The organism is Streptomyces sp. NPDC025651 (assembly GCF_055558735.1).
Window position 1 is genome coordinate 237305 of record NZ_JBVHLZ010000003.1, and the last position, 18598, is coordinate 255902.

Below are 18598 nucleotides of genomic sequence, written 5' to 3' on the forward strand. Positions count from 1 at the left end.
GCAAACTTGCAAACTTACCTGTCAATCCATGCGGTCCTGCCTGTCAGTCCATGCGGTCTTGCCCGTCAATCCATGCGGTCTTGCCCGTCAATCCATGCGGGCTTACCTGGCACTCCATACGGGCTCGCCCGACCCGCCCCACAGAGCACCTCCTCCCTCTACCCTCTCCCCCGTCACACCCAACTCCCCGACGTGAAAGGGAACATGATGGGGGAACACCTCAGCCGCAGGGATCTCATACGCCTCGGTTCGGGAGCCGCCGCCACGGCCGCGCTCACCGGCGCGGGTCTGGCGGGGAGCACCGCGCAGGCCGCCGCGCCGCTCGCGCTGCCGGCGTCGAAGGCCTTCGACCTGACCGACCCCTCGGACCCGGTGTTCATGCACCGGCCGACCTGGTGTCCGACCGTGATGCAGTGCGCGGGCTACGACCACCTCAACAAGCGCTGGTACGTCGCGCAGGTCATGTACAACCCGGGTGACGGCGTCCCCTACGCGACGCGGCTCAAGGAGGGCGACATCGCGATCACCGCGCTCAGCGCGGACGGCGCCACGAAGATCGGCCGGATGTACCTGCGGGGCTTCGGGCACGGCGCGCAGATCGGCATCGAGCCGACGGCGGCCGGGCGCCCGCCCTACCTCTGGATCGAGTACGACTCCAAGGCCCCCGACGGCAAGACCGGGTTCGGCACGAGGATCTGCCGGATCAAGTACCTCGGCCCGCCCGCCGACCAGCCGCCGCGCAGCTTCCACTGGGACGACGCGGCCGACCGTACGGCCATGGAGTTCAAGGACCGCACCCCCGATCCGGCGAAGCTCCCCGGCACCGGGACCACCCTCACCGCGCCCCGCCCCGTCGTCGACGCGCACCACCGCAGGCTCCTGGTCCGCTTCGACCGCGGCGGCACCCAGCAGTGCGCCGTATGGGACCTGGACACCGCCGTGTCGGCACCCCTGGGCGCCCCGCTCGCCCACCGCGCCGGCCTCTACAAGCCGCCGGTGGCGCAGGGGTTCTGCCTCTACGGCTCGTACATGTACATCTACGAGGGCCAGGCGTACCAGAACGGCGGCCCGGGCAACGCGGACGACACCGGCAACACCTACATCACCCGCCTCGACCTCAACACCGGCGCGACCCAGAAGGAGCTGACCCGCGCCCTGAAGAGCCTCACCTTCCGCGAGCCGGAGGGCATGAACATCATGCTCGTCCCTGACGCGACCGCCCCCGACGGCTACAGCCCCCGTCTGACCTTCGGCTTCGCCTCCGGCGCGGAAGGCGACCGACGGGCCAACATCGCGTACAAGGACAAACTGGTCTGAGTCCCAGGCCGCTCAGGCTCATCGGCGGCCCGCTGCGGGTGGGCTGCGCACACGACATCCACCCTCACCGCAAAAGCGACAAGGGCGGATGTTTCACGTGCAACAGCGACCGCACGGGCGGAGCCCGTCAGCGGATCGGCATCCCCGACAGGGTGCGCGCGATGACCAGGCGCTGGATCTCGCTCGTGCCCTCGAAGATGGTGTAAATCGCGGCGTCGCGGTGCATGCGCTCCACCGGGTACTCCCGGGTGAAGCCGTTGCCGCCGAGGATCTGCACGGCCTGCGCGGTGACCTTCTTGGCGACCTCGCTCGCGTACAGCTTCGACATGGAGCCCTCGGCCGACTCGAACTTCTTGCCGGTGGTCGCCATCCACGAGGCGCGCCACACCAGGAGCCTCGCGGCGTCGATCTGCGTGCGCATGTCGGCGAGCTGGAAGGCGACACCCTGGTTGTCGATGATCGGGCGGCCGAACTGCGTCCGCGTCTTGGCGTACTCCAGGGCCTCCTCGTACGCTGCGCGGGCCGTACCCACGGCCATGGCGCCGACCGCGGGGCGGGAGGCCTCGAAGGTGGCCATCGCGGCGTTCTTCACGCGCTCGCCGCCGCTCTTGGCACGCTCCCGCGCGCGGGCGAGGCGCTCGTCCAGCTTGTCCTTGCCGCCGAGCAGGCAGTGGCCCGGAACACGCACGTCCTCCAGGACGACCTCGGCGGTGTGCGAGGCGCGGATGCCGTGCTTCTTGAACTTCTGCCCCTGGGACAGACCCGGGGTGTTCGGCGGCACGATGAAGGAGGCGTGCCCCTTGGAGCCGAGCTCCGGGTCGACGACCGCGACGACGACGTGGACGTTGGCTATGCCGCCGTTGGTCGCCCAGGTCTTGGTGCCGTTGAGGACCCACTCGTCCTTGGCCTCGTCGTAGACGGCGCGGGTGCGCATGGCCGCCACGTCGGACCCGGCGTCCGGCTCGGAGGAGCAGAAGGCGGCGACCTTGACGTCGTTCACGTCGCCGTACATCTGCGGGATCCAGGTGCCGATCTGCTCCTCGGTTCCGTTGGCGAGCACGCCCACGGCGGCCAGGCCGGTGCCCATGATGGACAGGCCGATCCCGGCGTCGCCCCAGAAGATCTCCTCCGTCGCCATCGGGATACCGAGGCCCGAGGGGTCGAAGAACTGCTGGGCGTAGAAATCGAGGGAGTAGATCCCGAGCTTCGCCGCTTCCTGGATGATGGGCCAAGGGGTCTCTTCGCGCTCGTCCCACTCGGCGGCCGCGGGGCGGATCACATCGGCGGCGAACCCGTGGAGCCAGTCCCGGACCTCCTTCTGTTCGTCGTTGAGCTCCATGGTGAACTCGGCCATGACCCCTCCAGGACCTGCGATCAACTGCGGGCGTTACTTGCGGTAACCGAAGTCTGTTACTGGCCAGTAGTCCATGTCAACTCCCGGCAGCCCGTTCGATGCGCTCAGGTCCCCGGGTGTTACGTTGCGCGTGCGTCACCGATTCAGCACGGGCGGGGAGAAGCCATGGAGACCACGCAGCGGACCGATCAGCAGCGGTCCGCCGAGCACCGGCGTCGGGAGTTGCTCGAGGCCGCGGACCGGGTGGTCCTCCGCGACGGCCCCGGCGCCTCGATGAACGCCATCGCCGCGGAAGCGGGCATCACCAAGCCGATCCTGTACCGCCACTTCGGCGACAAGGGCGGCCTGTACGCGGCGCTCGCCAAGCGGCACACCGACGCGCTGCTCGAAGCCCTGCGCGCCGCCCTGGACGCCCCCGCCGAGCGCAGGGAGCGGGTCGAGGCGACGCTCGACACCTACCTCTCGGCGATCGAGGCACGCCCCCAGGTCTACCGCTTCCTGATGCATCCGTCGGAATCGCCCTCACCCGGCGACCAGGGCTTCGACGTCGGACTGCACTCCGCTCCCCTGCTGCGCCGCCTCGGCGAGGAGCTCGCCGAGGTCATCGAGGAGCGCGTCGACCTCGGCCCGGAGAGCGCCGAGCTCGCCCGGGTCTGGGGCCACGGCATCGTCGGCATGATGCACGCGGCCGGCGATTGGTGGCTCGGCGAACGGCCGTGCCCGCGCGCGCAGTTGGTGCGCAGCCTCGCCGATCTGCTGTGGGGCAGACTCGCGGCCGCGGGCAACCGCGTCGGCGGCCCCGGCTTCTGACCCGGCGGCGGGCCTAGGCCGACGTCACGTTCCAGGAGGCCCTGGCGGCGGCCCGCAGCACCCTGCGGCGCCGCCAGCCCGTGACGCGGTCGGTGTAGACCCGGCCCGCCAAGTGGTCGCACTCGTGCTGGAGGCAGCGCGCGAACCAGCCCGTCCCGTGCACCTCCACCGGCTCACCGTGCGCGTCGACGCCCGCGACCACCGCGTGGTCGAAGCGCGGCGTGCCCGCTTCGAGGCCGGGCAGCGAAAGACAGCCCTCGGGGCCGCGCACCGTCACGCCGTCCGCCTCGACGAGCCTCGGGTTGACCACGTACCCGAGATGACGGACGTCCTCGTCGTCCGGGCAGTCGTACACGAACACCCGCTTGGCCACGCCGATCTGGTTCGCGGCCAGGCCCACGCCGTTCGCGGCGTACATCGTCGCGAACATGTCCTCGACCAGGCGCGCCAGTTCGGGCCCGAAGTCGGTGACGTCCTCGCAGGCCGTGTGCAGCACGGGGTCGCCGAGCAGGGTCATGGGTCGTACGCGCCCCGAGGCGCCGGGGATCGAGCCGTGTCGCATGGCGGCAAGAGTACGGTCCAGGTGGCGGAGCGGCATCGAGGTGGTGCCGTGATTCGGGCTTGTCAGTGGATCTCGATAGGCTGAGCAGAGAAACGATGCCGGGGGCAGGCGCGGCGCCGTACGCAAGGAGGATCTCGACAGATGTCAGGCAACACGGACCCGCTGTCGCCGCGGGCCAAGCTGGCCGTGACGGCGGGCAAGGCGGCCGCGGCGGTCTCGCGCGCCGCGGGACGAGGCAGCGGATCGGTGATCGGCGGCAAGGTCGCCCTCAAGCTCGACCCCGAGCTGCTCGGACGGCTCGCCACGCACCTGGACGTCGTCCTCGTGTCGGCCACCAACGGCAAGACGACCACCACGCGTCTGATCGCGGAGGCACTGCGGGCCAGCGGCCCGGTCGTGTCGAACGCCCTCGGTGCGAACATGCCCGCAGGAATCACCTCGGCTCTCGCCGGCGGCTCCGACGCGCGGTTCGGCGTGATCGAGGTCGACGAGAAGTACCTCGCGGGCGTCGCCCGTGACGTCGACCCGAAGGCGATCGCGCTGCTGAACCTCTCGCGCGACCAACTGGACCGCGCCGCCGAGACCCGCATGCTCGCCGAGAAGTGGCGCGAGGGCCTGGCCGGTTCCAAGGCCGTCGTCATCGCCAACGCCGACGACCCGCTGGTCGTCTGGGCGGCCTCCTCCTCGCCGAACGTGGTGTGGGTGGCCGCGGGCCAGGAGTGGAAGGACGACGCCTGGTCGTGCCCGTCCTGCGGCGGCGTCATGCAGCGCCCCGGGGACGACTGGTTCTGCGGCGAGTGCGGTTTCCGCCGCCCCGCGCCCAGCTGGGTGCTCTCCGGCGACCACGTCCTGGACCCGCACGGCTCGGCCTGGCCGATCCACCTCCAGCTGCCCGGCCGCGCGAACAAGGCCAACGCCGCGTCGTCGGCCGCCGTCGCCGCCGTCTTCGGCGTGCCGCCGCAGGTCGCCCTGGAGCGCATGTACCAGGTGCAGGCCGTCGCGGGGCGCTATGACGTCGTGCAGTTCCAGGGCCGCGATCTGCGCCTGCTCCTGGCGAAGAACCCCGCGGGCTGGCTCGAAACGTTTTCGCTGATCGACCCGCCGCCGACCCCGGTGATCCTTTCCGTGAACGCCCGCGGCGCGGACGGCACGGACACCTCCTGGCTGTGGGACGTGGACTACACCCGCCTCGCCGGCCACCCGATCTTCGTGCTCGGCGACCGCAAGCTGGACCTCGCCGTGCGCCTGGAGGTCGCGGGCCTGGACTTCCGCGTCTGCGAGAGCGTCGACGAGGCGGTGCAGCTCGCCCCGCCGGGACGCATCGAGACGATCGCGAATTACACCGCGTTCCAGGACCTGCGCCGCCGCGTCGGCAACTGACCCCACCGGCCCCTCAAAACCTTCGTAGGGACGAATGAGCATGAGCGACAACAGCCTGCGGCTGGTGTGGGTCTACCCCGACCTGCTCAGCACGTACGGAGACCAGGGCAACGCCCTGGTCGTGGAGCGCCGCGCCCGCCAGCGCGGCCTCCAGGTCGAGCGGTACGACGTACGCAGCGACCAGCCGGTGCCCACCTCCGGCGACATCTACCTGATCGGCGGCGGCGAGGACCGCCCCCAGCGCCTTGCGGCCGAGCGGCTGCGCCGCGACGGCGGCCTGCAGCGCGCCGTGGGCAACGGCGCGATCGTCTTCTCGGTCTGCGCCGGCTACCAGATCCTGGGCAACGAGTTCATCAACGACCTCGGCCAGCGCGAGCCGGGCCTCGGCCTGCTCGACGTGGTCTCCACGCGCGGCGAGGGCGAGCGGTGCGTCGGTGACGTGCTCGCCGACATCGACCCGCAGCTGGGCCTGCCCCAGCTGACCGGCTTCGAGAACCACCAGGGCGTCACGCACGTGGGACCGTCCGCGCGCCCGTTCGCCCGCGTCCAGCTCGGCCGCGGCAACGGCACGGGCGACGGCACCGAGGGCGCCTACAACGGCACGGTCTTCGGCACGTACATGCACGGCCCCGTCCTCGCCCGCAACCCGCTCATCGCGGACCTGCTGCTCAAGCTGGCCCTCGATGTGAACGCGCTGCCCCCGACGGACGACCGCTGGTACGAGGCCCTGCGCAACGAGCGCATCGCCGCCGCCCAGCAGCCCGCGTAACACCCCCGTCCGAAGGCCCGCCTGACGCCCCGCCCGCACATGTGAGCGGGGGCGTCCAGCCTTCGGACGCCTGGTGCGGTGCGGCCCCCCGCCGCCTATAGGGTGGCGGGAACCCCACCGGACGACGTGGTCCGGTCATCGGCCCACGTTGCAAAGGTATTCCGGGCTATGCGCATTGGTGTCCTGACCTCCGGCGGCGACTGCCCCGGACTGAACGCCGTCATCCGCTCCGTCGTGCACCGCGCGGTGGCGGACCACGGCGACGAGGTCATCGGTTTCCACGACGGCTGGAAAGGCCTCCTGGAATGCGACTACCGCAAGCTCGACCTCGACGCGGTGGGCGGCATCCTCGCCCGCGGCGGAACGATTCTCGGCTCCTCGCGCGTGCAGCCCGCCCATCTGCGGGACGGCGTGGAGCGGGCCAGGGGGCACGTCGCCGAGCTCGGCCTCGACGCGATCATCCCGATCGGCGGCGAGGGCACGCTCAAGGCGGCCCGGCTCCTGTCGGACGCGGGTCTGCCCATCGTCGGGGTGCCCAAGACCATCGACAACGACATCGCGGTCACCGACGTCACCTTCGGCTTCGACACCGCCGTCGGCGTCGCGACCGAAGCCCTCGACCGGCTCAAGACCACCGCCGAGTCGCACCAGCGCGTCCTCATCGTCGAGGTCATGGGCCGTCACACCGGCTGGATCGCCCTGCACTCGGGCATGGCCGCGGGCGCGCACGCGATCGTCGTCCCCGAGCGCCCCTTCGACATCGAGGAGCTGGCGCGGAAGGTCGGCGAACGCTTCTCCGCGGGCAAGAAGTTCGCGATCGTCGTGGCCGCCGAGGGCGCCAAGCCCCGCGCCGGTTCCATGGAGTTCGACGAGGGCGGCAAGGACGTCTACGGCCACGAGCGGTTCGCCGGCATCGCCCGCCAGCTCTCCCTCGAACTGGAGCAGCGCCTGGGCAAGGAGGCGCGGCCGGTCATCCTCGGGCACGTCCAGCGCGGCGGCACCCCCACCGCGTACGACCGCGTCCTCGCGACCCGCTTCGGCTGGCACGCCGTCGAGGCCGTGCACCGCGGCGAGTTCGGCAGGATGACCGCGCTGCGCGGCACGGACATCACGATGGTGTCGCTCGCCGAGGCCGTCGAGACACTGAAGACCGTGCCCGACGAGCGGTACGCCGAAGCGGAGTGCGTGCTGTAGGTCCGGTCGATCCGCCCGCACGGCGGCCAAGTCATCACCTGTTGAACTATCTGCCCCCGGTCGCGTCAGCGGCCGGGGGCAGTTCTACTCTTGTGCCGAACACGTCGCACAATCCGCACGAATCAGGAGCCACTGGATGGATCACAGCGGGCACGGCATGAACATGGATCTGCCGCCGTTCACGCTGGGGCGAGGCCTCGAACTCTCGGCCGACCCCTTCTTCCTCATCGGCTGCCTGGTGGCCCTCGCCCTGTACGGGTGGGGCGTGACGCGGCTCGTGCGGCGCGGTGACAAGTGGCCGGTGGGCCGCACGATCTCCTTCGTCCTCGGCATCCTCACCATCCTCCTGGTGATGTGCACCAAGCTGAACGACTACGGCATGGTCATGTTCAGCGTGCACATGGTGCAGCACATGATCATCAGCATGCTGTCGCCGATCCTGCTGCTGCTCGGCGCGCCGATCACGCTGGCGCTGCGCGCGCTGCCGGTGGCGGCACGCGGCAGCAAGGGCCCGCGCGAGTGGCTGCTCTGGCTGCTGCACAGCCGGTACATGAAGATCATCACGCACCCCGCGTTCACGATCCCGCTCTTCATCGCGAGCCTGTACGCGCTCTACTTCACGCCGCTCTTCGACACCCTGATGGAGTCCAAGGCGGGCCACATCGGGATGATGGTGCACTTCCTCGCCGTCGGCCTGGTCTTCTTCTGGCCGATCATGGGCGTCGACCCGGGGCCGCACCGCCCCGGCTACGTGATGCGGATGCTGGAGCTGTTCGCGGGCATGCCGTTCCACGCGTTCTTCGGCATCGCGCTGATGATGGCGACGCAGCCGATGATCGGCACGTACATGCACCCGCCCGCCTCGCTGGGCATCGATCCCCTCGCCGACCAAGAGGCCGCGGGCGGCATCGCCTGGGCCTTCAGCGAGATCCCGTCCGTGGTGGTCCTGGTGGCCCTGCTCTTCCAGTGGCGCAAGTCCGAGGAGCGCGAGGCCCGGCGCAAGGACCGGGCCGCGGACCGCAACGGCGACAAGGAGCTCGAGGAGTACAACGCCTACCTGGCCTCACTGGCCGCACGCGGACGCTAGCGGCAACCGGGTTCCACGGGGGACGATGGTCCTCGGACCGCAGCCGCGGCGCGTACGCGCACAGGGCTGCCGGGAGGAGGCTGAGCGATGCCCGGTTCCACGAAGACCATGGGTGCGTTCACCATCGGAGGCCTGGTCATGGTGACGGCCTACACGGTGACGCTCGGGAGCAACGGCTGGCTGTGGTTCGGCTGGGTGGTGCTCGGCCTGATCACGCTGGCGATGGTGCTGTCGCGCGCCACGTAAACGGCCCTGTCGCGCACCACGTAAACGGCCCTGTCGCGCACCACGTGGGCGCCGTGCCGCGTGACAGCCTTGCGGGGCCATGCCGACTCGGGTCGGCCGAGACGCCTCGGAAGGGTCGAGACGCCTCAGAACCGGAAGACGTAACCGGTGTCCGCGTCCATCACGCAGGCGTTCGGGTACGTCTTGTGCCAGCCGGTCATCCGGCCCCGGTACGTCCCCGTCGCGCTCACCGTGACCGGGTCGAACTCCTTGGTACAGGCGTGCGGGTCGTCGGGCAGCTCGTCCAGGTCCCCCTTCGCCAGAGCGATCGCCTCGCAGGCCTTGGCCGCCTGCGGGTGGGGCCCCGAAGGCTCGGGCACGCAGCGCAGCAGCACTCCCCGGATCCAGGTGTTGTCCGCTCCCGAGACCGTGAGGAAGAGGCCGCGCTGCGGGGGCGGGATCTCCGCGGTCGCCTGCGCGGCGGGGGCTGCGGCGGCGAGCGCGAGCAGGGCGGCGGCTGTGACGGTGAGCGGGCGCATCGGTGACCTCCGGGGACGGACGGTGACGTCGGGGAGAGGCCAGAGCACCCTCCGCCCGTGCCGGACGTCGAGCCGCCGCGCCGGTCGGTCCCCCGCGCGGGCGCGCGCAAGGGCCCGAACGGGCTCTCGCATCCGCGCCGTCGATTGACTACTGTGCGTCGGCACCGGGACCAGGGGGAAGGCTGCCGCCATGTTCTACCTACTGCTCAAGCACGTGATCCTCGGCCCGCTGCTGCGGCTGATGTTCCGGCCCAGAATCGAGGGCCTGGAGCATGTGCCAGAGAACGGCGCCGCGATCGTCGCGGGCAACCACCTGTCGTTCTCCGACCATTTCCTGATGCCCGCGATCATCAAGCGCCGCATCACCTTCCTCGCGAAGGCCGAGTACTTCACGGGCCCGGGGCTCAAGGGCCGCCTGACGGCCGCGTTCTTCCGCAGCGCGGGGCAGATCCCCGTCGACCGCTCCGGCAAGGAGGCGGGCCAGGCCGCGATCCGTGAGGGGCTCGGCGTGCTGGGCAAGGGCGAGCTGCTCGGCATCTATCCGGAGGGCACCCGCTCGCACGACGGCCGGCTGTACAAGGGCAAGGTGGGCGTCGCCGCGATGGCGCTCAAGGCGCAGGTGCCGGTGGTGCCGTGCGCGATGATCGGCACGTTCGAGGCGCAGCCGCCGGGCCAGAAGGTCCCCAAGTTCAAGCGCGTGACGATCCGCTTCGGCGAGCCCCTCGACTTCACCCGCTACGTCGGCATGGACAACGAGAAGGCGGTCCTGCGGGCCGTCACGGACGAGATCATGTACGCGATCCTCGGGCTCTCCGGACAGGAGTACGTCGACAAGTACGCCGCCGTCGTGAAGGCGGAGGAGGCCGAACGGGCCGCGGCGGGCCTCAAGGAACCGCGGAAGTTCCCGAGGATGCCGCTGAGCTGAGCCGAGGGGCCGTCCTGGGCCGGGAATGCCCCTGATCCGGCGCCTCTGCTGTCAGCAGATCCCGCTCCCCCGGCCACCTTCGGAAACGTACGGTCCGACCATGAAGAACGCGATGGTGATCGGTGCGACGGGACAGACCGGGCGCGTGACGGTACGGGCGCTCGCCGAGGACGGCTGGGCGGTGACGGCGGCGTCACGAGGCGCGGGCCGCGACGCCGGGTGGCCCAAGGACGTCCGGACGGCACGTCTGGACCGGGAGGACGACGCGGCGCTCGCCGAGGCCGTGGGCGACGGCGTGGACCTCGTGGTCGACATGACGGCCTTCACGGCGGAGCACGCCCGGCAGTACGCGGGCCTCGCCGACCGCGTCGGGTCGGCCGTGGTGCTCTCCAGCGGCGCCGTCTACGAGGACGAGCGGGGCCGCAGCTTCGACACCCAGGACGACCCCGACGGATTCCCCCGGTACCCCGTGCCGATCCTGGAGACCCAGCCCACGGTGGCGCCCGGCGAAGCGACGTACGGCACCCGCAAGATCGCGTTGGAGCGCGAACTGCTCACGCTCGGCGAGCGGCTGCCGGTGACCCTGCTGCGGGCCGGCGCGATCCACGGACCGCACTCCCGCGCGCCCCGCGAGATCTACTTCGTGAAGCGGAACCTGGACGGGCGGCGCACGCGCGTGTTGGCCCACGGCGGGCAGAGCCGCTTCCATCCCGTCAGCGTCCACAACATCGCGGAGCTGGTGCGGCTCGCCGCCGCGCGGCCCGGCTCCCGGGTGCTGAACGCGGGTGACCCCGAGGCCCCCACGGTCGCGGAGATCGGGGCGGCGATCGACACGGTGATGGACGTGCCGAGCGGGTCGGTCGAGACGGTGACCGTGCCGGGCGACGCCCCCGTCCCGAACGTCGGCGTCACACCCTGGTCCACGGGCCATCCGGTGGTCTACGACATGTCGGCCGCGGAGCGCGAGCTGGGCTACCGCGCGGTGACGACGTACGCCGACAGCCTTGAGGAGACGGTCGGCTGGCTCGTCGAACGGCTGCGGGGCAACGACTGGCGCGAGGCGTTCCCGGAGATGGCCGCGAACTACGGCCCGGATGCCGGTCTCTTCGACTACGCGGCGGAGGACGGCTGGCTCAGCCGGTAAATGTGTCGCGTGTTTGCGCGGAGAGGAGGGACGCCGCGCCGATGAAACGTGCGTCGGGCTCCGTTGCTCGAAGCGGGGCGGCAGCACTGGTGGAGCGCGGCCCCGCCGGAGGAGATCCCCGAGGAGTTCAACGCCCTTCTGCGTGATCCCGAGGTGCGCGCGATCGTCACGCATGACGGCGGCTCGACGGTGCTCGGATACCTCGACCTGATCGACGTCGACACGATCGCTGCCGATCCCGAGCCGATCCTCGGCTACAGCGACATCTCGCTGCTGCATCTGGTGCTCTACGCGCGCACGGGCCTGGTCGGGTTCCACGCCGACCTGGCCACGCCCGGATTCGGCGGGGCGTGGCAGACCGTGCCCGCGGCGCGCAGAGCGGAACTCGACAGGCTCTGCTCGACGCTGCTGACCGGCACGGAGGCGATCGGCGGGGTGCTCGATCGCCTCGTGCTGGCGCAGGCGACGCGTTTCGCGCCGCCGCTCGAATGGTTCCGACGGCGCGGTGCTGTTCTGGGACGAGACGGGCGCCCAGGCAGCGCATGGGTGGAGCTGCCCCCAGGTGCTGCGGCACCTCGGTGTCCTCGACCGGTCCCGGTCCTCGGCAACGTCGAGTTCGGGCACGCCGGCGCGAACCTGCCGATGCCGGGCGGCCTCCGCGTCGGCCTGGACGCGGAGCGGCGGACGCTGTCGCTGCTCGAACCGGCGGTACGGCCGCCCATGCCCGCCTCGCCTGCTTGAGCGCCCCTCACGGCTTCGGCGTGGCGTGCGGCCCGCACGTCACGTCCGAGGCGTCCAGCTCGCCGGTCAACAGGTAGCTGTCGACGCGGTCGTTGAGGCACGGGTTGGGGATGTTGGTGATGCCGTGCGAACCGGCGTCCTTCTCCGTGACCAGGCGGGAGCCCTTGAGGCGCTTGTGCAGTTCGACGGCGCCCGGGTACGGGGTGGCCGCGTCACGGGTGGACTGGACGATCAGCGTCTTCGGCAGCCCCTTGCGGGTGTGGATCTCCAGCGGGCGCTGCCGCTCGCTCGACCAGGTCGCGCAGGGCAGGTTCAACCACGCGTTGCCCCAGGTGAAGAAGGGGTACTTCGCGTGGAGGCGGGTGTTGTCACGGTCCCACTTCTGCCAGCTGCGGGGCCACTTGGCATCCGCGCATTCGACGGCCGTGTAGACGGCGTTGCCGTTCTCCTGGGCGATGTTGCCGGCGGTGTCGGACATGTCGGGGCTCGCGGCAGCGACGAGGGGCCCCGGGGCGCCCGCCACGTACTTGCTCCAGTTCGTGGCGATCTCGACCCAGTAGGAGTCGTAGTAGGGCGCGTTCTGGAAGTAGGAGTGCAGCTCGGCCGGGCCGACGACGCCGTCCAGGGGCTGCTTCTTCGCGGTGGCGCGCAGCTTGTCCCACTGGGCGCGGACCTTGTCGTAGGTGTCGCCGAGGTGGAAGGCGGCGTCGTTCCTCGCCACCCACGTCATCCAGTCGACGAGGCGCTTCTCGAACGCCACGTCCTGGTCGAGGTTGTTCTCGTACCAGACCTTGTCCGTACGGGGGTTGGTCACGGAGTCGAAGACCATACGGCGTACGTGGGTCGGGAACAGGGTGCTGTAGACGGCGCCGAGGTAGGTGCCGTAGGAGACCCCGAGGAAGTTCAGCTTCTTCTCGCCCAGGGCGGCGCGGATGACGTCGAGGTCGCGGGCGGTGTTGGGCGTCGTCATGTGCGGGAGCAGGGCGCCGCTGCGTTCCTGGCAGCCGTCGGCGTACTCGGCGGCGAGCCGCCGCTGGACGCGCTTGTCGGCCTCGCTGTCGGGGACCGGGTCGAGCTTGGGCGCCTTGACGAACTCCTGCGGGTCCACGCACGAGACGGGGGCCGAGCGTCCGACGCCGCGCGGATCGAAGCCGACGAAGTCGTAGGCCCTGGCGGTCTTCTCCCACAGCTTGTTCTTCGTGACGACGCGCCGCGGGAAGCGGAGCCCGGAGGCGCCGGGGCCACCGGGGTTGTAGAGGAGGGCGCCTTGCCGCTCGTCCTTGGCCCCGGTGTTCCCGATGCGATCGACGGCAATCTTGATCTTCCTGCCGTCCGGCTCGGCGTAGTCGAGCGGGACGGTCACCCACCCGCACTGGACGGGCTTCTCCAGGCCCCAATCGGCGGGACAGTCCCGCCACGCGACACCGGCCTCGGCAGCACGCCGAACGGCGAGGTCGACACCACGGGCCTCGCGGCCCTTGCCGAAGCGGGGGACGGAGGCGCCGTTCGCGTCGGCTTCGGCCCTGCCTTCGGCATCGGCGCTGGCGGTCGGGGCCGCGACGGCACCCGCTGTCAACGTGACCGCGACGAGAGAACCCGCGACCCCGAGCACCGCCGTCCGTCTGGTCCCTGACGTCCTTCTCAAGTGGGGCCTCCCGCACATCGATTCGAGCCGATTCGATCAGTACGGGGGATCCTTGCGGCTGCAGGGTCCCTGACAACAGCCACGACAGGCGTTCTTTGCCGATCCTATAAACGGCGTCGCCCGAACTGCTCACAGGTCGGGCCGGGGCCTTGCGCTTCGCCGCGGGACGAGCAGCGCACATCACAACGATCTGCGGGCGGCCGTTTCCCGACCCCCTGCCCCGGTGGGACGACACCGGGGCAGGGCAGCGTCGAGATGTGGGCCGCCGAGGACGAGACGCGCGAGGAGATCGTCGGGCACGTGCCTTGGTAGCCGCGCACCGACGTGAAGTTGTTCAACGTCATGGTCCATGTGCCGTCCGAGACCACTCGGCACGCCGGACACGCCGACATCCTGCGCGAGCAGCTCGATGCCTCCACCGGAACCAGGGCCGAGTACGCCACCGAGCGGCACGACGCGGGCTTCTGGGAGGTACGGCGCGCGGAGATCGAGCGTGCCGCCAAGGCCGCCGTCAGCGACGCGCCCACGATTGCGGGATCGTCGCGTCGAAGGCTTCTCAGCCCAGGTGGCTCAACGCCTCGTCCAGCACTCGACGTACCCGCAGCGCGTCCGGCGCCACTGCCGTGACCAGGACCGCCGGGCCTGCCAAGGGGGTCAGCGCCGCCCACTCCCCCAGCGGCTTCGGCCGCGGCTTGGCCCGTTCGAACTGCGGGTCGACCACGACCAGTTGGCCCACCGCCCGGTGCCCGGACAGGACCGCCGGGCCGTCCCAGCCGCCGGGGGCGCCTGGGCCGCAGGACAGTTCCTGGTCCAGGAGCGGGACTCCCGCCCGGCACACCACCAGGCGGCTCGTGAGGCGGCCCGAGGGCTCGCCCGTGCGGCCCAGCGCCTGCTCCTCGCGCAGGACCAGGCGCGCGCCCCCGGACAGCTCGGCACGAGTCGTGACCCTCAGGTCGCTGTCGCGTACGGAGATCAACTGTTCAGGAAGCCAGTGCAGTTCGGCGCCGTCGGCCACCCTGAGGCGCACGTCGTAACGTGCCGCCGACTCGCTCTGGCCCGGCAGTGCCATGGTGGCCGCCGCCGAGCCGACGCACAGCGCCGCCCCCTCGTGGACCGCGGCCTCCACCGTGAGGTGGTCGCCGCCGAGGGGCCCGCTCATCGCGCCGACGAGCGTCACCCGTGCCGCCGCGCCGGTGGAGCGGGTCCGGCGCAGCGCGAGCGGGCCCTCGCCGTCGAGCACGGGCAGGGCGGTGCCGCCCCGCCCGTCGGCGCGCGCCTCGACGCGAGCCGTGGCGCGGATGCCCGCGCCGCCGCGCCCCGCCCGCAGGCCCGTGCCCATGGCCGCGTCGCCCCGTGGGGCGAGGTCCACCGTCACGCCGACGCGGTCCACGCGGCGTACTGCTCGCGCACCCACGCGGCGACCGGGCCCACGCCTTCCTCGGACCTCAACGACTGGAAGACGACGGGGAGTTCGGCGCGCGACGCCTTCGCGTCGGCCGCCATCCGGGCAAGGTCGGAGCCGACGTACGGAGCGAGGTCGGTCTTGTTCACGACGAGGAGGTCCGCGGTGGTGACACCGGGGCCGCCCTTGCGCGGGATGTCGTCGCCGCCCGCGACGTCGATGACGAAGATCTGCGCGTCGACGAGGCCTTTGGAGAAGGTGGCCGTGAGGTTGTCGCCGCCGGACTCGACGAGGATCAGGTCGAGCGGCCCCACCGCGTCCTCCAGGTCCTCCACGGCCTCCAGGTTGGCGGAGATGTCGTCGCGGATCGCGGTGTGCGGGCAGGCGCCGGTCTCCACGGCGGTGATGCGCTCGGGCGGCAGGACGGCCTCGCGCAGCAGGAAGTCGGCGTCTTCGCGGGTGTAGATGTCGTTCGTGACGACGGCCAGGGAGAGTTCGTCGCGCAGCGCGCGGCACAGCGCGGCGACCGTCGCGGTCTTGCCTGAACCGACGGGTCCGCCGAGCCCGACGCGTACCGCGCGGCGGGTTCCGTCGGGGCGGTGGGCGTCGGCGGAGACGGCGGCGGGGCCGTCGTGGGAGTGGTCGAGGTGCATGGTGCTGCTCCTTCGCGGTGGTGGTGCGAGTTGGTGCGTGTGGTGTGTGGGGCGCGGGTCTCTTGGACTCCGTCGGCCGCCTGGGGCGGTCCGCGGCTAGGACGCGAAGAGCCGTACCGGCCAAGCCGCGTGCGCCTCCGCGCTGATCTCCAGCAGCGGCGCCGAGGCCGCCGGCAGCGCGTCGACGCCCTCCTCGGCGACGCGTCTCGCCGCGTCGGCCGCCCGGAGCGCCACGCGGTCGAGGTCCGGCGCGATCCTGCCGAGGACCGCCGTGGCGTCGAAGGGGTCGAGGCTCAACAGCCGCACCGTGGCGGTCGCGGGGCCACTGACCGTTTCGTACGCCGAGCAGTACGCGGCGTCTTCGGGCCCCAGCCCGGCGGCGCGGGCGGTGAGTCCGAGGACGACGGGCTGATGGGACCCCTTGGGGAACTGACGCGCCAGAGCGTCGAGTTCGGGGTGCGGCCAGGTGGCGCGGGCCGCCCGCATCATCTGTCGGCCGAGGCGTCGCGCCGCGATGCGCAGCGCCACCGAGGGCGTGCGGGCGTCGGCCGCCGCGTCCAGGGCGACCGGATCGACGCCGAGAGCGGCGGCCGCCGCCAGGGCGGCCGACACGAGCCCGGAGGTGTGCAGCCGCCCCCGGCAGAAGGCCTCCAGGCTCGCGGCGCCGGTGACGCGGCCCGCCTTGACGGCCGCTTCGGCCCCACCGGAGTGGGCGTGCCCGCCGGCGGGGAAGCGGCCGTCCGCCAGGACGAGGAGTGCTGCTCGTGACATGTGATCGTCGCCAGGTCGTCGGTCGGGGCCGTCAGAAGAGGAAGTACCGCTGCGCGAGCGGTAGTTCCGCGGCGGGCGACGGTTCGACGAGCTCGCCGTCGATGGTCACGGCGAAACTGTCGGGGGCGACCTCGACCCGGGGCAGCGCGTCGTTCTCGTACATGTCGGCCTTGGTGCGTCCCCGCGTCGAGCGGATCGGCGCGAACGGCTTGTCCAGGCACAGGCGTTCGGGCAGCCCGTCGTCCAGCGCCGACTGGGTGACGAAGTTGATCGAGTTGAGCGACGGGGCCCTGCCGTGCGCCCCGTACATGCGGCGCGGCAGGATCGGCTGCGGGGTCGGGATGGACGCGTTGGCGTCGCCCATCTGCGCGTACGCGATCTGTCCGCCCTTGAGGACGACCTGCGGCTTGACGCCGAAGAACGCCGGTTCCCACAGCACCAGGTCGGCGAGCTTGCCACTCTCGACGGAGCCGATCTCGTGGTCGATGCCCTGGGCGACGGCCGCGTTGATCGTGTACTTGGCGACATAGCGACGCGCGCGGTGGTTGTCGGCGCGGGTGTCCCCCGGCAGGAAGCCCCGTCGCCGCTTCATCACGTGCGCGGTCTGCCACGTACGCATGATGACCTCACCGATGCGCCCCATGGCCTGGGAGTCGGAGGACATGATCGAGATGGCGCCGAGGTCGTGGAGGATGTCCTCGGCCCCGATGGTGGTGGGCCGGATGCGGGACTCCGCGAAGGCGAGGTCCTCCGGCACGGCGGGGTTGAGGTGGTGACAGACCATCAGCATGTCGAGGTGTTCCTCGACGGTGTTGACGGTGTGCGGCCGGGTGGGGTTGGTCGAGCTCGGCAGCATGTTGGGCAGCGAGACGGCCGTGATCATGTCGGGGGCGTGACCGCCGCCCGCGCCCTCGACGTGGAAGGCGTGCAGGGTGCGCCCCGCGACCGCGTCGAAGGTGGCCTGCACGAAGCCCGCCTCGTTCAACGTGTCGGTGTGGACGGCGAGTTGGGCGCCGGTCTCCTCGCACACGTTCAGACAGGCGTCGATCGTGGCGGGCGTCGCGCCCCAGTCCTCGTGGATCTTGAAGCTGACGGCTCCGGCGCGGAGCTGGTCGTGCATCGACTCGGCGGAGACGGTGTTGCCCTTGCCCAGGAAGCCGATGTTGACCGGGCTCGACTCCAGCGCCGCGAACATCCGCGCCAGATGCCAGGCGCCAGGGGTGATGGTCGTCGCCTTGCTGCCCTCGGCGGGCCCGGTGCCGCCGCCGAAGAGCGTGGTGACGCCGGAGGCGAGGGCCTCGTCGACGATGGTCGGCGAGATGAAGTGGATGTGGGTGTCGATGCCGCCCGCGGTGAGGATCTTGCCGTTGCCCGCGATGACCTCGGTCTCGGGGCCGATGACGAGGTCGGGGTGGACGCCGTCCATCGTGTCCGGGTTGCCGGACTTGCCCACGCCGGTGATGCGGCCGTCGCGGATACCGACGTCGGCCTTGACGATCCCCCAGTGGTCGATGATGACCGCACCGGTGATGACGGTGTCCGGGGCACCCTCGGCGCGGGTGGTGCGGGACTGCCCCATCGACTCACGGATGACCTTGCCGCCGCCGAACACCGACTCGTCGCCGGAGCGCCCGGGGCCGCCCGCGCGGTCCTCCTCGATCTCGATCAGCAGGTCGGTGTCGGCGAGCCGGATCCGGTCACCGGTGGTGGGGCCGAACAGATCGGCGTACGCGGCACGGGACAGCTCAGGCATCGAGGGCACCTCCGACCAGACCGCGGAGTCCGGGCACGATGCGCTTGCCGGCCAGCGGGACGAGTTCGACGTCGACGGGGATTCCGGGCTCGAAGCGCACGGCGGTCCCCGCGGCGATGTTGAGCCGCTTCCCGTGCGCGGCGTCGCGGTCGAAGTCCAGACCCGGATTGGCCTCGGCGAAGTGGTAGTGGGAGCCGACCTGGACGGGCCGGTCGGCGGCGTTGAGGACGGTGAGGCGGGTGACCTCGCGCCCCTCGTTGAAGGGGACGGGCTCGTCCGCGAAGAGGATCTCCCCGGGGATCATCCCCTGACCTGTGCCGTGCGTTG

The 18598-nt window shown here is 71.3% G+C and carries 20 protein-coding genes; 11 read left to right on the plus strand and 9 right to left on the minus strand.

Translation table 11 applies throughout. The annotated features are described in order from the left end of the window. Positions 1-192: 192 nt before the first annotated feature. Positions 193-1317, plus strand: coding sequence for a hypothetical protein (locus ACZ4D5_RS13305; protein WP_467772467.1), 1125 nt, complete (start codon positions 193-195; stop codon positions 1315-1317). Between the two features lie 127 nt (positions 1318-1444). Here the strand turns inward: ACZ4D5_RS13305 and ACZ4D5_RS13310 are convergent, their stop codons facing one another. Next, on the minus strand, positions 1445-2671 hold the full coding sequence (locus ACZ4D5_RS13310; protein WP_055697252.1) for an acyl-CoA dehydrogenase family protein: 1227 nt from the start codon (positions 2669-2671) through the stop codon (positions 1445-1447). Positions 2672-2836: 165 nt separating this feature from the next. Between ACZ4D5_RS13310 and ACZ4D5_RS13315 the strand changes: the two genes are divergently transcribed. Then, a complete protein-coding gene (locus tag ACZ4D5_RS13315) occupies positions 2837-3481 on the plus strand; it encodes a TetR/AcrR family transcriptional regulator (RefSeq protein ID WP_467772468.1) in 645 nt (214 codons plus the stop codon). Between the two features lie 13 nt (positions 3482-3494). Here the strand turns inward: ACZ4D5_RS13315 and def are convergent, their stop codons facing one another. Next, complete coding sequence (def, locus tag ACZ4D5_RS13320) at positions 3495-4043, minus strand: peptide deformylase (RefSeq protein ID WP_467772469.1); 549 nt, start codon at positions 4041-4043, stop codon at positions 3495-3497. Positions 4044-4184: 141 nt separating this feature from the next. On the opposite strand from def, the gene ACZ4D5_RS13325 reads away from it, so the two are divergent. From ACZ4D5_RS13325 to ACZ4D5_RS13345, 5 genes are all read left to right on the plus strand, one after another. Then, the gene (locus ACZ4D5_RS13325) at positions 4185-5423 is read left to right on the plus strand and encodes a Mur ligase family protein (protein WP_362337114.1); all 1239 of its coding nucleotides are present in this window, start codon (positions 4185-4187) and stop codon (positions 5421-5423) included. A gap of 40 nt (positions 5424-5463) precedes the next feature. Continuing rightward, positions 5464-6192 carry a type 1 glutamine amidotransferase gene (locus tag ACZ4D5_RS13330; RefSeq protein ID WP_467772470.1) on the plus strand — a complete coding sequence of 243 codons (729 nt, stop codon included), beginning with the start codon at positions 5464-5466 and terminating at the stop codon, positions 6190-6192. A 168-nt stretch (positions 6193-6360) separates the two neighbouring features. Next, positions 6361-7386: a 6-phosphofructokinase gene (locus ACZ4D5_RS13335; protein WP_467772471.1), complete on the plus strand. Its 1026-nt coding sequence runs from the start codon at positions 6361-6363 to the stop codon at positions 7384-7386. A 136-nt stretch (positions 7387-7522) separates the two neighbouring features. After that, a complete protein-coding gene (locus ACZ4D5_RS13340) occupies positions 7523-8473 on the plus strand; it encodes a cytochrome c oxidase assembly protein (protein ID WP_467772472.1) in 951 nt (316 codons plus the stop codon). Between the two features lie 87 nt (positions 8474-8560). Further along, positions 8561-8719 (plus strand): hypothetical protein, encoded by a 159-nt coding sequence (locus tag ACZ4D5_RS13345; RefSeq protein ID WP_467772473.1) that lies wholly within the window; start codon positions 8561-8563, stop codon positions 8717-8719. 125 nt (positions 8720-8844) lie between these two features. Here the strand turns inward: ACZ4D5_RS13345 and ACZ4D5_RS13350 are convergent, their stop codons facing one another. Beyond that, complete coding sequence (locus tag ACZ4D5_RS13350; protein WP_467772474.1) at positions 8845-9237, minus strand: SSI family serine proteinase inhibitor; 393 nt, start codon at positions 9235-9237, stop codon at positions 8845-8847. A gap of 190 nt (positions 9238-9427) precedes the next feature. Here ACZ4D5_RS13350 and ACZ4D5_RS13355 point away from each other — a divergent pair, with 190 nt between their 5' ends. The 3 genes from ACZ4D5_RS13355 (at position 9428) to ACZ4D5_RS13365 (ending at position 12047) form a co-directional block, all read left to right on the plus strand. Beyond that, a complete protein-coding gene (locus tag ACZ4D5_RS13355) occupies positions 9428-10162 on the plus strand; it encodes a lysophospholipid acyltransferase family protein (RefSeq protein ID WP_467772475.1) in 735 nt (244 codons plus the stop codon). A gap of 100 nt (positions 10163-10262) precedes the next feature. Further along, entirely contained in the window at positions 10263-11306 is a 1044-nt protein-coding gene (locus ACZ4D5_RS13360) for an NAD-dependent epimerase/dehydratase family protein (protein WP_467772476.1), read from the plus strand. A gap of 63 nt (positions 11307-11369) precedes the next feature. Beyond that, positions 11370-12047 (plus strand): LD-carboxypeptidase, encoded by a 678-nt coding sequence (locus tag ACZ4D5_RS13365; RefSeq protein ID WP_467772477.1) that lies wholly within the window; start codon positions 11370-11372, stop codon positions 12045-12047. Positions 12048-12054: 7 nt separating this feature from the next. On the opposite strand, the gene ACZ4D5_RS13370 is transcribed toward ACZ4D5_RS13365, so the two are convergent. Then, positions 12055-13710, minus strand: a complete 1656-nt coding sequence (locus ACZ4D5_RS13370) for an alpha/beta hydrolase (RefSeq protein WP_467772478.1) — start codon at positions 13708-13710, stop codon at positions 12055-12057. A 324-nt stretch (positions 13711-14034) separates the two neighbouring features. Here ACZ4D5_RS13370 and ACZ4D5_RS13375 point away from each other — a divergent pair, with 324 nt between their 5' ends. Continuing rightward, the gene (locus ACZ4D5_RS13375; protein ID WP_467773017.1) at positions 14035-14319 is read left to right on the plus strand and encodes a mycothiol transferase; all 285 of its coding nucleotides are present in this window, start codon (positions 14035-14037) and stop codon (positions 14317-14319) included. On the opposite strand, the gene ACZ4D5_RS13380 is transcribed toward ACZ4D5_RS13375, so the two are convergent. From ACZ4D5_RS13380 to ACZ4D5_RS13400, 5 genes are all read right to left on the minus strand, one after another. Continuing rightward, positions 14249-15031, minus strand: coding sequence for an urease accessory protein UreD (locus ACZ4D5_RS13380; RefSeq protein WP_467773018.1), 783 nt, complete (start codon positions 15029-15031; stop codon positions 14249-14251). The genes ACZ4D5_RS13375 and ACZ4D5_RS13380 overlap by 71 nt on opposite strands. A 32-nt stretch (positions 15032-15063) precedes the next feature. Continuing rightward, positions 15064-15747 carry an urease accessory protein UreG gene (ureG, locus tag ACZ4D5_RS13385; protein ID WP_467772479.1) on the minus strand — a complete coding sequence of 228 codons (684 nt, stop codon included), beginning with the start codon at positions 15745-15747 and terminating at the stop codon, positions 15064-15066. 96 nt (positions 15748-15843) lie between these two features. Further along, positions 15844-16518, minus strand: coding sequence for an urease accessory protein UreF (locus ACZ4D5_RS13390; RefSeq protein WP_467772480.1), 675 nt, complete (start codon positions 16516-16518; stop codon positions 15844-15846). A gap of 31 nt (positions 16519-16549) precedes the next feature. After that, entirely contained in the window at positions 16550-18271 is a 1722-nt protein-coding gene (locus ACZ4D5_RS13395) for an urease subunit alpha (RefSeq protein WP_467772481.1), read from the minus strand. Beyond that, positions 18264-18575, minus strand: a complete 312-nt coding sequence (locus ACZ4D5_RS13400; protein ID WP_467773019.1) for an urease subunit beta — start codon at positions 18573-18575, stop codon at positions 18264-18266. Before ACZ4D5_RS13400 ends, ACZ4D5_RS13395 begins: the two co-directional genes overlap by 8 nt. Between the last annotated feature and the right edge of the window lie 23 nt (positions 18576-18598).

What these genes read in the sequence shown, in the direction of transcription:
- ACZ4D5_RS13310 (WP_055697252.1), bottom strand. Translation starts at nt 2,671, where the DNA reads ATGGCCGAGTTCACCATGGAGCTCAACGACGAACAGAAGGAGGTCCGG.
- ACZ4D5_RS13315 (WP_467772468.1), top strand. Translation starts at nt 2,837, where the DNA reads ATGGAGACCACGCAGCGGACCGATCAGCAGCGGTCCGCCGAGCACCGG.
- def (WP_467772469.1), bottom strand. Translation starts at nt 4,043, where the DNA reads ATGCGACACGGCTCGATCCCCGGCGCCTCGGGGCGCGTACGACCCATG.
- ACZ4D5_RS13325 (WP_362337114.1), top strand. Translation starts at nt 4,185, where the DNA reads ATGTCAGGCAACACGGACCCGCTGTCGCCGCGGGCCAAGCTGGCCGTG.
- ACZ4D5_RS13330 (WP_467772470.1), top strand. Translation starts at nt 5,464, where the DNA reads ATGAGCGACAACAGCCTGCGGCTGGTGTGGGTCTACCCCGACCTGCTC.
- ACZ4D5_RS13335 (WP_467772471.1), top strand. Translation starts at nt 6,361, where the DNA reads ATGCGCATTGGTGTCCTGACCTCCGGCGGCGACTGCCCCGGACTGAAC.
- ACZ4D5_RS13340 (WP_467772472.1), top strand. Translation starts at nt 7,523, where the DNA reads ATGGATCACAGCGGGCACGGCATGAACATGGATCTGCCGCCGTTCACG.
- ACZ4D5_RS13345 (WP_467772473.1), top strand. Translation starts at nt 8,561, where the DNA reads ATGCCCGGTTCCACGAAGACCATGGGTGCGTTCACCATCGGAGGCCTG.
- ACZ4D5_RS13350 (WP_467772474.1), bottom strand. Translation starts at nt 9,237, where the DNA reads ATGCGCCCGCTCACCGTCACAGCCGCCGCCCTGCTCGCGCTCGCCGCC.
- ACZ4D5_RS13355 (WP_467772475.1), top strand. Translation starts at nt 9,428, where the DNA reads ATGTTCTACCTACTGCTCAAGCACGTGATCCTCGGCCCGCTGCTGCGG.
- ACZ4D5_RS13360 (WP_467772476.1), top strand. Translation starts at nt 10,263, where the DNA reads ATGAAGAACGCGATGGTGATCGGTGCGACGGGACAGACCGGGCGCGTG.
- ACZ4D5_RS13370 (WP_467772478.1), bottom strand. Translation starts at nt 13,710, where the DNA reads ATGTGCGGGAGGCCCCACTTGAGAAGGACGTCAGGGACCAGACGGACG.
- ACZ4D5_RS13375 (WP_467773017.1), top strand. Translation starts at nt 14,035, where the DNA reads ATGGTCCATGTGCCGTCCGAGACCACTCGGCACGCCGGACACGCCGAC.
- ACZ4D5_RS13380 (WP_467773018.1), bottom strand. Translation starts at nt 15,031, where the DNA reads ATGGGCACGGGCCTGCGGGCGGGGCGCGGCGGCGCGGGCATCCGCGCC.
- ureG (WP_467772479.1), bottom strand. Translation starts at nt 15,747, where the DNA reads ATGCACCTCGACCACTCCCACGACGGCCCCGCCGCCGTCTCCGCCGAC.
- ACZ4D5_RS13390 (WP_467772480.1), bottom strand. Translation starts at nt 16,518, where the DNA reads ATGTCACGAGCAGCACTCCTCGTCCTGGCGGACGGCCGCTTCCCCGCC.
- ACZ4D5_RS13395 (WP_467772481.1), bottom strand. Translation starts at nt 18,271, where the DNA reads ATGCCTGAGCTGTCCCGTGCCGCGTACGCCGATCTGTTCGGCCCCACC.
- ACZ4D5_RS13400 (WP_467773019.1), bottom strand. Translation starts at nt 18,575, where the DNA reads ATGATCCCCGGGGAGATCCTCTTCGCGGACGAGCCCGTCCCCTTCAAC.